Annotated in this window: 11 protein-coding genes; 5 read left to right on the top strand and 6 right to left on the bottom strand. The window is 58.3% G+C overall.

The genetic code is table 11. The annotated features are described in order from the left end of the window. Window positions 1–159: 159 nt before the first annotated feature. A complete protein-coding gene (locus tag WM40_RS05040) occupies window positions 160–603 on the top strand; it encodes a MarR family winged helix-turn-helix transcriptional regulator (RefSeq protein ID WP_036013235.1) in 444 nt (147 codons plus the stop codon). Window positions 604–858: 255 nt separating this feature from the next. Here the strand turns inward: WM40_RS05040 and WM40_RS05035 are convergent, their stop codons facing one another. The 4 genes from WM40_RS05035 to WM40_RS30590 form a co-directional block, all read right to left on the bottom strand. After that, the gene (locus WM40_RS05035; protein ID WP_024905916.1) at window positions 859–1,929 is read right to left on the bottom strand and encodes a glycosyltransferase family 4 protein; all 1,071 of its coding nucleotides are present in this window, start codon (window positions 1,927–1,929) and stop codon (window positions 859–861) included. A gap of 474 nt (window positions 1,930–2,403) precedes the next feature. Continuing rightward, on the bottom strand, window positions 2,404–3,174 hold the full coding sequence (locus WM40_RS05030; RefSeq protein ID WP_024905915.1) for a ferredoxin--NADP reductase: 771 nt from the start codon (window positions 3,172–3,174) through the stop codon (window positions 2,404–2,406). Window positions 3,175–3,374: 200 nt separating this feature from the next. Next, window positions 3,375–4,172 (bottom strand): endonuclease/exonuclease/phosphatase family protein, encoded by a 798-nt coding sequence (locus WM40_RS05025; RefSeq protein WP_024905914.1) that lies wholly within the window; start codon window positions 4,170–4,172, stop codon window positions 3,375–3,377. Window positions 4,173–4,204: 32 nt separating this feature from the next. Then, window positions 4,205–4,939, bottom strand: a complete 735-nt coding sequence (locus WM40_RS30590) for a hypothetical protein (RefSeq protein ID WP_052738172.1) — start codon at window positions 4,937–4,939, stop codon at window positions 4,205–4,207. A gap of 378 nt (window positions 4,940–5,317) precedes the next feature. On the opposite strand from WM40_RS30590, the gene WM40_RS27690 reads away from it, so the two are divergent. Further along, entirely contained in the window at window positions 5,318–6,004 is a 687-nt protein-coding gene (locus tag WM40_RS27690) for a LuxR C-terminal-related transcriptional regulator (RefSeq protein ID WP_162199036.1), read from the top strand. A gap of 108 nt (window positions 6,005–6,112) precedes the next feature. On the opposite strand, the gene WM40_RS05010 is transcribed toward WM40_RS27690, so the two are convergent. After that, on the bottom strand, window positions 6,113–8,212 hold the full coding sequence (locus tag WM40_RS05010) for an ATP-binding protein (protein WP_024903628.1): 2,100 nt from the start codon (window positions 8,210–8,212) through the stop codon (window positions 6,113–6,115). Between the two features lie 138 nt (window positions 8,213–8,350). Between WM40_RS05010 and WM40_RS05005 the strand changes: the two genes are divergently transcribed. Further along, on the top strand, window positions 8,351–9,460 hold the full coding sequence (locus WM40_RS05005) for a response regulator transcription factor (RefSeq protein WP_081764938.1): 1,110 nt from the start codon (window positions 8,351–8,353) through the stop codon (window positions 9,458–9,460). 664 nt (window positions 9,461–10,124) lie between these two features. Beyond that, window positions 10,125–11,282, top strand: a complete 1,158-nt coding sequence (locus tag WM40_RS04995) for a branched-chain amino acid ABC transporter substrate-binding protein (protein WP_024903626.1) — start codon at window positions 10,125–10,127, stop codon at window positions 11,280–11,282. Between the two features lie 182 nt (window positions 11,283–11,464). On the opposite strand, the gene WM40_RS04990 is transcribed toward WM40_RS04995, so the two are convergent. Then, a complete protein-coding gene (locus WM40_RS04990) occupies window positions 11,465–11,839 on the bottom strand; it encodes an ElaB/YgaM/YqjD family protein (protein WP_024903625.1) in 375 nt (124 codons plus the stop codon). Window positions 11,840–12,300: 461 nt separating this feature from the next. Here WM40_RS04990 and WM40_RS04985 point away from each other — a divergent pair, with 461 nt between their 5' ends. Next, window positions 12,301–12,618 carry an H-NS histone family protein gene (locus tag WM40_RS04985; protein ID WP_036009994.1) on the top strand — a complete coding sequence of 106 codons (318 nt, stop codon included), beginning with the start codon at window positions 12,301–12,303 and terminating at the stop codon, window positions 12,616–12,618. Window positions 12,619–13,243: the final 625 nt, after the last annotated feature.

Here is a 13,243-nt window from a genome sequence, read left to right as displayed (position 1 = left end):
AGCTTTCAAAAAACTGTCAGTTTTGCACACCAGACCATTTGATCTGTCTGCACTGCTTTGCGGAAATAGGCGGGTGATCAACCTTTGTCATTGACAATGAACGACATGGCAATAAAAATCAGCTTACCGTCCACTCCGTCCAGCGTGTTCAAGGCTCTTATGACAGACATCTATTCCGTCGAGAATTTCGATTACAAGCGCGCGGTCGGGCGATTGCTGACGCGTGTGCGGCATTTGTTGCTCGAGCGCGTAAGCGAGCGTCTGGAGGCGCTGGACCTCACTGCCGCGCAATGGGGCGTCGTCGTGACGTTGGCCGAGGGTACCGCGTCGACGCCAGCCGAGCTGTCCCGGTTACTTGATTACGATCCAGGTGCGATGACCCGCCTGATCGATCGTCTCGAAAAGAAAGATATTGTGCGCAGGACGCGCAGTACCGATGATCGGCGGTCGGTCAGCCTGGAATTGACGGACCGCGGCCGGGCGCTGTTCCCGGAGATCCTGCCGTTGATCGTTGGCGTGTACAACGAACTGCTGCAAGGTTTCTCGAAGGAAGAAGCGACCCAGCTCGAAGGGCTGCTGACGCGGATGCTCGAAAACGGCTGAGCGTGACGTAAGGCGGACAGCGACTCGGCTTGCACGCTTACAGGCCAGCGTCGCCGCCTGCGACCACACAACGTGCGCATGACGGAGGGCAATAAAAAAGCCAACATCTTATTGAAACCGCACCCCTGGCGTTGGACATCGTCCTATCCACCTTTGGTGCGCGGTTCGAACACGATGCTGGCTTCTTTACGACCCCGACACGTTGCTGCCTGTCGCGCGCCATCACGCGGCAGGCAGCATGACGTGTTGTCCTGCTTAAGCGGCTTGACCCTTGATGACTTGTTCCAGCGCCGGGATCGACTGCGCCTTGATCAGGCGTTCATAGACCTCGACGTAGTTGCTCGCCATGGTGTCAGCGGTGAAACGTTCTTCGAAACGCTCACGGATCGCACGTCGCGGCAGTTCCTTCAGACGATCCACCGCTGCAACCGCACCGTAGATATCCTCCACGATGAACCCGGTTACGCCATGATCGATGACTTCCGGCACCGAGCCACGATTGAACGCGATCACCGGCGTACCGCATGCCATTGCCTCGATCATGACCAAGCCGAACGGTTCCGGCCAATCGATCGGCAGCAGCAAAGCCTTGGCGCCGGATAGGAAAGCCGGCTTTTGCGCTTCGTTGATTTCACCGATGAATTCGACATCGGCTGTCGACAGCAACGGTTCGATCTCGCGTTCGAAATATTCCTGGTCAACCTTGTCGACCTTTGCCGCTATCTTCAACTTCATGCCCGTCTGCGCGGCAATCTTGATCGCTGTGTCCGGACGCTTTTCCGGGCAAATCCGGCCCAGGAATGCCAGGTAGCCCGGCGCGACGTCCTGACGCGGCGTCAACAGATCGCTGGGCAGACCGTGATAAACGGTATTCATCCAATTCGCGCGCAACGGCGCACGCTGCGAATCTGAAATGGAAACGACCGGCGCCTTGGGGAATGCATCGAATACCGGTTGCAACTCGACGAGGTCGAGGCGGCCGTGCAGCGTCGTGACGAACGGCACATTCATTTGGGAGAACAGCGCGAACGGTGCGTAGTCCAGGTGGAAATGCAACACGTCGAATTCGTGCGCACGGCGGCGTACTGTCTCGAGCAGCAATGCATGCGGCGCATTCGAATCGCGGATCGCCGGATCAAGGCGCAAGGCCTTTGGCCAGACCGCCTCGTGCTTGGCGCTGGTCTGCGAGTCCCCGCTCGCGAACAGGGTGACGTCGTGTCCCTGCTGGACCAAGGCCTCGGTCAGGTAGGACACGACACGTTCGGTGCCGCCGTAAAACTTCGGCGGAACGGCTTCATAGAGCGGTGCAATTTGAGCGATGCGCATCTGGATAACTCCTGGTCTGTGCGTTTCGCGTGCTTGCCGCTTCAAAGCGGTCCGCCGCAAAAACGTCTGGCGTCTTGAAATCCGCCACCGTTCGCCGAGATGGCGAACGACGCGGCATGATCCCGATTGACGGTGGCGCTTCACTACGGGTGGTGCCTGCGCGTTCGTCCCTTGTTTCCCATTATCGACACATGTCCCGAAACTGCGATCGACTTTGCAAACAATTTCGCCTTGTTACAGGGCGAAACATTTCAAAGTCAATGACTTGCGTCGATATAGCAGGGTGCGACAGCCATCAAAGTACGGTGGCTCGGCCTTGATGATGACGCCATTCGATCAACTTGATGGCGGCACTGTTACAAAGCCGGGCGTGGCGTTTACCCGACACGTCGGACTTCACGTTTCCCCTGCGTGCGGAAAAGTACGCGATAGCCCGTCAATCCTCACAGCACGGCCCGTGCCAGCGTTGCGACGTCAATCAACAAACGCACGTTCGATCACGTAGTGACCAGGTGTGGAGTGATTGCCTTCCTTCAAGCCTGCGGCATCCAGCAATGCGCGCGTGTCTTTCAGCATATGCGGGCTGCCGCACAGCATAAGGCGGTCGTTTTCCACCGAGAACGGCGGCAGATCGAGGTCCGTGAACAGCTTCCCCGAAGAGATCAGATCCGTAATGCGGCCCTGCGTGCGGAATGTCTCACGCGTCACGGTGGGGTAGTACGTCAATTTGTCGCGGATCAACTCCCCGAAATGCTCATCGGACGGCAGCGTTTCGGTAATGTATTGCTGATAGGCCAACTCGCGCTCGAAACGGCAAGTGTGGGTCAGCACAATGCGGTCATAGCGTTCATAGACGTCAGGGTCCTTGATCACGCTCATGAAAGGGGCCAGCCCGGTGCCGGTGGACAGCAGCCACAGCGTCTTGCCCGGCAGCAAGTTATCGACGATCAGCGTGCCGGTCGGCTTGCGGCCGATCATCACCGTGTCGCCTGCTTGCAAGTGTTGCAGCCGCGAGGTCAAGGGGCCATCTTGCACCTTGATCGACAAGAATTCGAGCGACTCCTCGTAATTTGCGCTTGCCAGGCTGTATGCGCGGAGCAAGGGCTTGCCCTCGACCGGTAGCCCGACCATCGTGAACTGGCCGTTCAGAAAGCGGAAGGACGGGTCACGGGTGCATTTGAAACTGAAGAGCGTGTCCGTCCAATGATGTACGCTCAGGACGGTTTCCTGGTTCAGATTACTCATTTCTTGTCCGTAAAGGGCGCCACCCAGAGGCACGACGGCGCAATAAGGGCGAGCGGGCCGACCCGGCCTGTCCCGGTCCCACAAAAATAGCTCGGTATTTTACCTGATGCGCCCAGGTGGAGCAGAAATGACCTGCTTGCGAGGCAGAGATTGCATGGAAATAAGCTAATAACCGCGATGCGGCGCCCGATATGCGGCTTTTACGCAGCAGAAGGCGGATCCAGTCTAAGACGCGCGACGTAGGGCAGGTGATCCGACAGCCACGCCGCCTTCTGGTCGGGGACCACCCAACTGACCGGCGTCAACCCGCGGACGAACATCTTGTCGAGCGCCAGCGCTGGGGAAAACGCCGGAAATGTCCGTCCACTGACGCCCAGCGTACCGGCGACCTCGATCAAACCCGCCTCCGCGAAAATGGCCGGCGAGTCGTTTTTCCAATCATTGAAGTCGCCGGCGAGGATCAGCGGACCACGCGGTGCGCCCGTGGCAATCCAGGCGGCAATCCACCGCATCTGACGCAGTCGCGCCGCGCGAGTCAATGCCAGGTGGGCACACAGCAAGGTGATGATCTGGCCCTGGTAGGTCATGCGCGCGGCAAGCAGCCCGCGCCGCTCGAAGCGGTGCGCGGAAATATCCCAGCGACCACTCAAATCCAGTGGATGCGGCGATAAGATCGCATTCCCGTGTCGCCACGATGGTTTGAAAACATTCGGACCAAGCGTCACCTGCATCTGCAACGATGCGGCAATCTCCGTGGCCTGACAATGCCATAACGCCTCGGGCGGATCTTCAGTGGGTTCGCCAAATCCGGCGGGTGCGAGCGCGGCGGGCAAGCGCTTTGCCATGGCTTCCTGAAGGAAGCAGGCATCCGCGCCACTCCGGGCGAGCCAGTCACGCATCGGTTTCCAGACCTGCAGCCCAAGCGGTGAGCGACCCTTGTGCAGGTTCCAACTCACCGCGGTGAAGTCATCATGTGCCAGTGCTTGCGGATTTCTCATGGAAATAGCTTACTCGCAGCGCGCGATTTTCGCTATCGCGGCACCGGGCCGGACGCCGCGCTGGAGGACGATACTGCTGCCGATGCCGATGCCGATGCCGATGCCGATGCCGATGCCGATGCCGATGCCGATGCCGATGCCGATGCCGATGCCGATGCCGATGCCGATGCCGATGCCGCGACGTGGGCGGCCAGTTGGTAGGCCAGCGTGGGATGTTTCGGCACGATGGTCCACGTATCAGACTGGCCTGACGCAATATCCCATTCTGGATGATGCGCCGTGATGGTCCGTGGTGTCGGCGGCAATATACAGCCATCGGAGCGGACTGTTAAAGGCGTGTTGTCATCGATCGTGTCCTGTGTATCGACCGAGAAGCCGATGACCTGATGACTATCCACACCGAGCGGCGAAAGCGTGATTGTTCGTGCGAAGGCGACCGGACGAGTTTGCGCGCCTTCACAGCCTACCGGATGGCTGACGTTCCACTGACGCGTCACCGTTGCCGATTGACCGACGGCGGTGTTGCCTGAGAACGTGTCCGCCACCTTGCCGTCGGTGAGTACGGTGAGCGTCCAGGCAACCCGCGCCGGCGGCGAGTATCGGCGGACCGGCGCATCCCGATCTTGTGCCCATGCGGACCATGTCAACGACATGGCGAAGAGAAAGAGCGCGGTGCGGGAGGCGCCGTGCGGCGTGGTTGGACGTAAAGCGTGCATGGTAGGCCAATAGGCGAGGGGAACAGCATGCCGTGCAGTGCGCCGCTGCATTGCAACATCCGAACGGTGGGCGCCGGACCGGGAAGTGACCAATGCATTGTGCCATGGTGCGCTGAGACGTGTAGGCCAGGTCCTGCCAAGGGGCGGCGAGGATGCGATCTGGCACGACTTCGGACGATTCCTATTTCGGCGGGGAGTGCGGCGCTTTGTCCTAAAGTTCAACCTTACAGTGAGTATTTACTCTGGATAAGTATTTATCCCTGCGGCAGCGCGGAGTTGGCCGGCCGAAGATAAAGAAACGACGGTGGGACACGTCGCAGGAAGCAGGCACAATGCCGTCGGGGAATGAAAAACGTTGCGTGATGTCGCAACGCGTTGCAATGTGTCATCAAACAAGCAATGCTTCATTGGTACAACGAAGGGATAGGCGTGGATCAACCTAAACAGATTATGACGGGCAGTCCTTCCGAGAGCGTCGAGGGAACGATGGCGCCATGCAATGTGCTGGTTGTCGATGACCACCCTTGTGTATTCGCCGCGATCGAGGTCGCATGCAGAAAGGCCGGCGTGACGGGAAAGCTCAAACATGTGATGACGGCACGGCAGGGACGTGCCGCATTGGCCGATGTGCGCCACACGTCTGAAGAGGAAAAGTTTCAGCTTGTCATTGTCGACCTGGATCTGCCGGATATGGCGGGTGTCGACTTCATTCGAATCGTTCAACAATTGCATCCGGAGGTGAAGATTTTCGTCTACACGGCCAAGCGCTATGAAATGTTCGCCTGTCGCTTGAACGCCATGCATATCGCGGGTTTTTTGAATAAATTCGAGGCAATGGAAAAAGTGGGTGCCGCCATTGGCCTGGTGGCGCAAGGCTTTCACGTAAAGCCTTGCGGTGGCGCGGGAAATGGCGACAATCCGTTCGATCTCTTATCGAACCGTGAACTGTCGGTGGCGATGCTGATTGCCAAGGGCAACAGCAATCGAATGATTGCCCAACAACTGTCGATCAGCCAGAAGACCGTAGCGGTCCATAAGATGAACCTGCTGCGCAAGCTGTGCTGCGAGAGCGCGATTGATGTGGCGCAGATGGCCCAACTCCACGGCTTAGGTTGATGGACTAGCCGGTCATGTCGATTGGCGATTGGCGATTGCGCCGACGTCTGACGCCCTTGATGCGTGAGATGCATCGGCGCCATCCCATCGCGATCGTCATCGTACGCGTCAGCGTAAGCGCTGTCGCGCGACCCAGTCTAGACATAACACCACGTCGATACTGAAAGCGCGAAGGCGATCGGACAACCGCCGTTCTTGCAGTGTGTCCTTTGCGATCTCCGACGGTGTGACACGCCTGCGTCCTCGTCGTCGCGATGCCGTCGTCATCGCGTGTTCCAATGCCGCTCCGTGATTGGCCAATGGGCTGCAACCCAGCACCTGCAATCCACCCGTGAGCCGATGCAGTGGGCGCTGACTTGCCCGTGCCGGCTGCTGCTGGATAAACGCCGTATCAATCAGGCGCAGGTCTTCGAGCGTGGCGGCAATGAACGACGTCAATACCCGATCCAACGTCACGGCGTTGCCGAATATGTTGCGCAGCTTTTGTAAATCGAGAGGTGCTTGTTGCGCGTGATCGGGTCGCCGCGCACGCGCGTCTTGGAATATCGATGCCTGGTCCGTGATCACGTGCGCGCGGTGAGAGGCCAGCGACGGGTGCCGCGGATGCCAATCGCGGACGCACAAACGGCTTAACACCTCGGAGGTCACCGGCTTGACGAGACACTCGTCGAATCCTGCCGCGTATTGCTGCATTGCCTGGCCCGGAAGCGGATTGGCTGTCAGGCCGATCACGCGCATCGGCAATGCGCCCGAGACTTCGACCTGGCGCCAGGCGGCGGCTAACGACAGGCCGTCACGCCCTGGCATCTTGCAGTCGGTGAGCATCAGGTCGAAGCGACGTTGCCGTAGTAATGCCACCGCTGCATCGGCGTTTTCCGCCGTCGCGACACCATGACCCAGCGCACCGAGCTGCGCATCGAGAACGAGGCGCGTGGTGGGATGATCATCGACGACCAATATCTGAGCGCGATAGGATTGCAGTGCGGACGACCGCTCGCCATGCAACGCACCATTGACGTTCCGCACGCTGGGTGGCGTTTTCGCGCGCCGCCGCTGGTGCATCGGTTCCCTTTCGGGTGCCGGCGCGGCGGCAGTCGTTGCGCTCTGGCAGGTGCCATCGGCGGGTGGCGTCGACGACGCGGCGTTTTTCGTGGTGGGCTGGCTGCTCTCCCTGCTGTTCGGGGCGTTGGCAATCGGCCAGCAGGCGGCGAGGCGTGCGGTTGTGCCCACCCCCACCTCGCTCGTCAACGTTAGCGACCCTCCCAGACGTGAGGCCAGCAGTTTGGCAATCGCCAGGCCGAGGCCGCTGCCGTCCGGGTTTCGCGCGAGATGTTCGTCTACCTGTGCAAACGGACGGCATATGGTCGCCAGGGCTTGCGCTGGAATGCCGATGCCCGTATCAATTACGTCGATTGTGATCGCTTGCGGCGCGGTCGCGTATGCCGATGGTGTGCCAGACTCGCGCGGCATTCCGGAAGTGTGTCCCAGTACTGATTCAGAATCCGACGCGGATGTTGCGTCGCATGGCGAAACGTACGGCGTGTTGGTGTCGAAACCGGCTGATCCGTCTTGCTTTGAGAGCGGTGGCATCAAGCCCGAGGTGGAACGGGAGACGTGAATCAGAACGTGCCCGGCATCAGTGAATTTCAACGCATTGGTGACGAGGTTGAGCAGAAGCTGCCTGAGTCGTATGGGGTCCGTTGAGACCCACGGGGCCACTGTATTGTCGACATGCGTCTTCACCACGACGCCGGGATGCGGGACCTTCGCATCGAGCAATGCAGCCACGTCTTCTATCATTTGACGCAGATCAACCGGTTCCGCTGCGATGGAAGGCTGCGCCGTCCGAAGTTTAGTGAAGTCAAGTACGTCATTGGCAATGCGTTCCAGCGCGACCGCCGCACCGGTTCCGATGCGCAAAAGCGCTTGCTGACGGGCGTTAAGCGGTGTCTCGCTAAGTAGTTCCAATGTGCCGAGCAAGCCTTGCATCGGCATGCGCAACTCGTGGGCGATGACGGCCGTCAGCGGCAGAGTGTCCGTTGCATGCCAGGCCGGCAGGTCGTCCACGGGCACGCCGTGGTTGAGGCCGTAGCCGTCCGGCGTCGGCGCAGGTAAGGAAGCGGATTGGCAAGGGCCGCGCTGGGCGTGCCGGACATTGCCTTGCGTAAGGGTAGGCCTCAAGGGAGCGCGGATCGGCGATGACGGCATGGTGCGAACCTTTGGATAGAAGGAGGGGCGTCGCATGGCGGCTGGACAGCACACCATTTGTCCGATTGGATAGGGTGCATTCGCTTAGTGACCCGTAGTAAGATGACTTATATAAGTGAATGCTGAAGGAGACATGACATGCCTGACGCTATCCGGGTAATGGTGGTCGATGATGAGCCGATAATGATAGAAGGATTACGCGCCATCATCGGTCGCTCTGAGTCAATGACCTTCGTCGGAGGTGTGAGATCGCCCGAGGAATTGTTTTCTGCATTAGGTGCAATTCATTGCGATGTACTTGTTATGGATTACTTAATATCTGATGAGGATTGCGGTAGTCCGGACGGATTGTACCTGCTGCGACAAATTCGGGTAAGTCATCCGTCCGTTCGGACAATTCTGTATACCAGTCTCAATCGCGCGGGATTGCGGGAGTCCGCGCTGGCGTTGGGGGTCGATGCGATCCTGTGCAAGCGGGACCCGCTCGACGTGTTGACGAAGGCGATTCTGGTACTCGCCAGCGGCGCCATGTGTGTAGCGCCTTCCTCGATGCTCACCGTTGCATCTGGGTCGACCTTGGAGACCGGGCCGATGTCGGCCCAACCGGTTGCGTCTCGTGTGCCGGGCAGGCTAGCCGCCACGTATGCCGCAATGGCCCTGTCGTCACGGGAAAACGTGCCGAACGGGAATGTGGCTTGGTCCGAAAGCGGTCAAGCCGGGCAGGCTCGGCGGGAAGGTCGGCGCATCAGCAATCGTGTCACCGGCAAGACGTTGCCGCTCGGTCAGTGGACGCGATGCGACGTCTCGGCGTGCAGCCTGGCCGAACGTTCAGGTCCGGCAACCGAGGATCGTCGGGCGCCGCGGACGTCGGCAACGTGGGTGACGCGGGGGGCTGCAGGGCAGGCTGGGGCACCCACTCGGTCGGGCACATCGGAAAATGACGGCGTCGGCGACGCGGCGAAGACGGACGGTGAGCTGCTCCACTTTCCCGATGCGGGGGGCGATGCGGCGTTGCTTGGCGAGCGGGGCGTCTGGATGGAAAACCGGCCGTCGCTTGCGCGGCTGTCACCGCGCGAAACGGAAATTGTCCGACTATTGTCGAACGGGCGTTCTTTGAAGGAGGTAGCCGCCTATGTCGGCCGCAGCCCGAAGACGGTCAGTAACCAGAAGCGTTCCGCCATGCTGAAGCTGGGCCTCCTTTCCGATATCGACTTGTTGCGCTTTGCCATTCAAGCCGGTCTGACCTGATGTGCGCGGGAGATCGTGGCGCGCTGACGGCTCGCGGCCCGGCAAATCGCCGAATGGGGCGCGCAGGCGAGAAATCCTCCGCTACTGCACGCAAGTGCTGTCGACCGGACGTGCCACCACACCGCTTACTATCAGAGCCTGGTATCTGATATCTGGCGGATGGTCGTCCGTCACGCCATGCACGCGCAAAGCGTACGTGCCGTTTTCCGGTGCGGCCCGTAAGCATATTTTAGAAATATATCAGCGCATTTACTTTAAGCGCATCCAACATTCCTGCCGCTCGGGCGGGATTACCTCGACCAATGGTGGCCGCGTTTATCGCCCGGTGACGCAAGAAGATGTGTATACAGGCGACTGTATTGCCGAAATGCTTCTTCATCAAAGTTGAAAACGTCGGTTTGCCATCATTTATGAGATAACATCCGGGAGCTGAGCGATTCGCCATGTGGACGGGTCGGCAGTGGCGCTCGCACTCGACGGAGTGTGCTGACATATTTCTGAGAGAAATTCAAATAGAGTTTTTCTTCAGAACAAATATTGGTGGCAACTTTTTTTGTAACGGTACACTCTCGCACGGTCTTAGATGCTGCTTAGGACCTTAACAGCCTCACGCTCAATCATTCGGCGCTGACTTTGCTTGAACCGGAAACCGGAGACGTTTTAAATGAGTAATGTGTCTTTTAAATTGCTGCCCCTCGCCGCCGCAACGCTGGCTTTTGCGGCTAGCGCCGGTGTGGCGAACGCCGATGAAATCGTTAAGATTGGTCACGTCGCGCCGCTGACAGGCGGTATCGCGCACTTGGGCAAAGACAATGAGAACGGTGCTCGCCTCGCGATCGAAGAGATCAATAAGAAGGGCCTGACGATTGGTGGCCAGAAGATCACGCTGCAATTGGACGCACAAGACGACGCGGGTGACCCGCGTCAAGCCACGCAAGTGGCCCAGAAGCTGGTGGACGACAAGGTCGTCGCCGTGGTGGGCCACTTGAACTCCGGCACGACAATCCCGGCCTCGAAGATCTATAGCGACGCCGGTATCGTCCAGATCTCGCCGTCAGCAACGAATCCGACCTACACGCGCCAAGGCTTCAAGACAGCCTATCGTGTAGTGGCAACGGATGCCGAGCAAGGCCCGGCGCTGGCAACGTACGCCGGGACCACGTTGAAGGCCAAGAGCGTGGCGATCGTCGATGACGCAACGGCATATGGCCAAGGTCTGGCGGACGAGTTCGAAAAGAAGTCCAAGGCATTGGGTATCAAGGTGCTGTCGCACGACGCCACGAATGACAAGGCTGTAGACTTCCGCGCCATTCTGACGAAGATCAAGTCAGAACGTCCGGACGTGATCATGTTCGGCGGCATGGATGCTACCGGCGGCCCGTTCGCCAAGCAAGCACGCCAATTGGCCATCCGCTCGAAAATCCTCGCCGGCGACGGCGTGTGTACGGAGCAGCTGTCGCAACTGGCGGGCGATGCGACCGACAACGTGATCTGCTCGGAAGCCGGCATGTCGTTGGAAAAGATGCCTGGCGGTGCGGATTTCGCGAAGCGCTATCAAGCCCGCTTCGGCCAGCCGATCCAGATCTACGCGCCGTTCACGTATGACGCGGTGTACGTAATCGTAGACGCGATGAAGCGCGCCAACTCGGTCGACAAGGCGAAGATCCTGGCGGCCATGCCCGCGACGGATTACACCGGCGTATTGGGTCGTATCCAGTTCACGAAGAACGGGGACGTGCAAAACCCGGTGATCTCGCTGTACGACTACAAGGCTGGCAAGAAGACGCTGCTCGACAGCGTGTCGATGAAGGCGCCGTCCTAATACCGCGTCAGATTGGCTGCCCGCTCGCTGATCCCGGGCGGTCACTGCACTGAGCTTGCTGGAAGGTACGGAAGGTAGTGTGTGCCTTCTTTGTCCGGCCCGGCGTGCCGCCGCTGCCAAGCAGCACACCCAAAAAACATCGCGAAGCTACGCGATGTTTTTTTTCGCCGGCGAAATAGTGCCTAGCCGCGGCCGATGATCACGCCAAGCAGGAATGCGATCCCTGCTGCTGCGCCAATGGTTTCCCATGGCCGGCCCCGAACGAAGTCGTCTGTGGTCTCTGCCGCCGCTTGCAACTTTTGGCGAATCGTATATTGCGCGTCGTCGTAGGTTGCTCTGGCGTCAGCCAGACGTGCTTCCAAACGCGATCGCAGTGCGCCGACGTCGTCATCCTTGCCTTCCTTCAGGGCGGATTCTAGGTCTTTTAGCAGCGCGCGAATATCGGACCCGGCCGCATCGCCAGCCGCGGCAACCTGCCGGCTAAACCGACGGCCCGTCTTGGCACCTTCCGATGCGGCATCTGCCAGTGCATCTGTGGTCTTGTCGAATGCATTCATTGTGTTGCTCCTTTTATCGTCCGTTGTCGTCGTACAAGGGCAGCGATCTTTTACCTTACCAAATTTGGCGAGACCCGGTATGAACCCGTTCGACCTTGCTAGCGGTGACGTGAACTATCAGGTAGGCAGGAGATTTTTCAAATGAGGTTGGCGTAACGCGATTTCCTTCGGAAGCAATTATTACTGATTATCTATACTGGCAATACAGGCATTTGATGCCATGACGTAGTAAAATACATGAACATTTGCGGCGATTTTAAGGTGGTTCGCAAAAGAACGTTTACATAATTGAAACGAAGCGATAAATGACTTCTTATCGAAAGGAACATTCTCATGTAGTATTCGAGTGCGTTTCAGTTTCAGATCATGCAATCCAAAAATTGGTCATCTACATCATGTGATTATTGATGAGAAAGGTGGTGCGCATGGCAACGAATGAGCGTTCGTAAAAGGAGAGTGCGATGGCGCAAGAAGCCGACAATACATTGGGTGCATTGACCGCCCAGCGGGACGAGTTGGATCGTTTAATCAATGAGATGAAAGAGCGCGACAGGGCGGGTGCTCTGGAGACCGTACTCAAGAAGATTGCGCTTTTTCAGCTTACCGCGGCCGATCTCGGATTTGGCGGAAAGCCAGGCCGCCAGCCTAAACAGCAAGCAACACGTGCAAGCGTTGCGCCGAAATACCGCGATCCGGAAACCGGCGCAACCTGGTCCGGCCGTGGAAAACCGCCAAAGTGGATCGCATTTACAGAAGATCGCACACGATTCTTGATCTGATCCAGGCATTACACCGCGCGATCACGTACCGCGTGGTGAGATGGGCCCCAGGCCGCCTGCCGGGCGACATGGGGCGGTCCGGTATTGGGCATGGCATTCACTGGTAATACGGTAGCGGACGCCAATTTGCACCGGATGCCGATTGATTTTTCCACGTGATTTGCCGTATCGCCGTTGTGTAATTTTTTGGGCGCGTGATGCGTATCATTTCATTTTTGGACGATAAATCCACTAAGATGTACCTAAATGAATGCCAGCGCGTCCTCGCATGCCTATAAAACTACGACGAATCAAATCAGTTGATGTCGAGTGAACGTCTGATTAAGCCATAATGGCGCGCAAGCGATTTAAAAAATCGGCCGAAATCTGATTGTTGTTTCGTCATATGTTAATTGCTGCATGTCATTGCATCAAACGTTCTCTTTAATAAGACGAATTTTGAAATTCGGTGCCCGATCTCTGGGTATGTCGACATTAATACACTGTTCGGGGTTAATGCGCACAAAGATGCATTAGAGTGTATCTGGATGAAATAGATGTAACCCTGCGGCGCCGTCCCTGGGTAGGGGCGAGAAGTAGTGAAATGCGCCTCGCCTCACGCTTTATTTCGGCGTTGCCGGCGTGA

It is taken from the genome of Robbsia andropogonis (assembly GCF_000970345.1).
Lineage (GTDB): Bacteria > Pseudomonadota > Gammaproteobacteria > Burkholderiales > Burkholderiaceae > Robbsia > Robbsia andropogonis.
This window is presented reverse-complemented; position numbering and strand designations above follow the sequence as displayed.

Coding starts and splice junctions, on each gene's coding strand:
- WM40_RS30590 (WP_052738172.1), bottom strand. CDS start 4,939: ATGCAGCGGCGCACTGCACGGCATGCTGTTCCCCTCGCCTATTGGCCT.
- WM40_RS05025 (WP_024905914.1), bottom strand. CDS start 4,172: ATGAGAAATCCGCAAGCACTGGCACATGATGACTTCACCGCGGTGAGT.
- WM40_RS04990 (WP_024903625.1), bottom strand. CDS start 11,839: ATGAATGCATTCGACAAGACCACAGATGCACTGGCAGATGCCGCATCG.
- WM40_RS05030 (WP_024905915.1), bottom strand. CDS start 3,174: ATGAGTAATCTGAACCAGGAAACCGTCCTGAGCGTACATCATTGGACG.
- WM40_RS05005 (WP_081764938.1), top strand. CDS start 8,351: ATGCCTGACGCTATCCGGGTAATGGTGGTCGATGATGAGCCGATAATG.
- WM40_RS04995 (WP_024903626.1), top strand. CDS start 10,125: ATGAGTAATGTGTCTTTTAAATTGCTGCCCCTCGCCGCCGCAACGCTG.
- WM40_RS05035 (WP_024905916.1), bottom strand. CDS start 1,929: ATGCGCATCGCTCAAATTGCACCGCTCTATGAAGCCGTTCCGCCGAAG.
- WM40_RS05010 (WP_024903628.1), bottom strand. CDS start 8,212: ATGCCGTCATCGCCGATCCGCGCTCCCTTGAGGCCTACCCTTACGCAA.
- WM40_RS04985 (WP_036009994.1), top strand. CDS start 12,301: ATGGCGCAAGAAGCCGACAATACATTGGGTGCATTGACCGCCCAGCGG.
- WM40_RS05040 (WP_036013235.1), top strand. CDS start 160: ATGACAGACATCTATTCCGTCGAGAATTTCGATTACAAGCGCGCGGTC.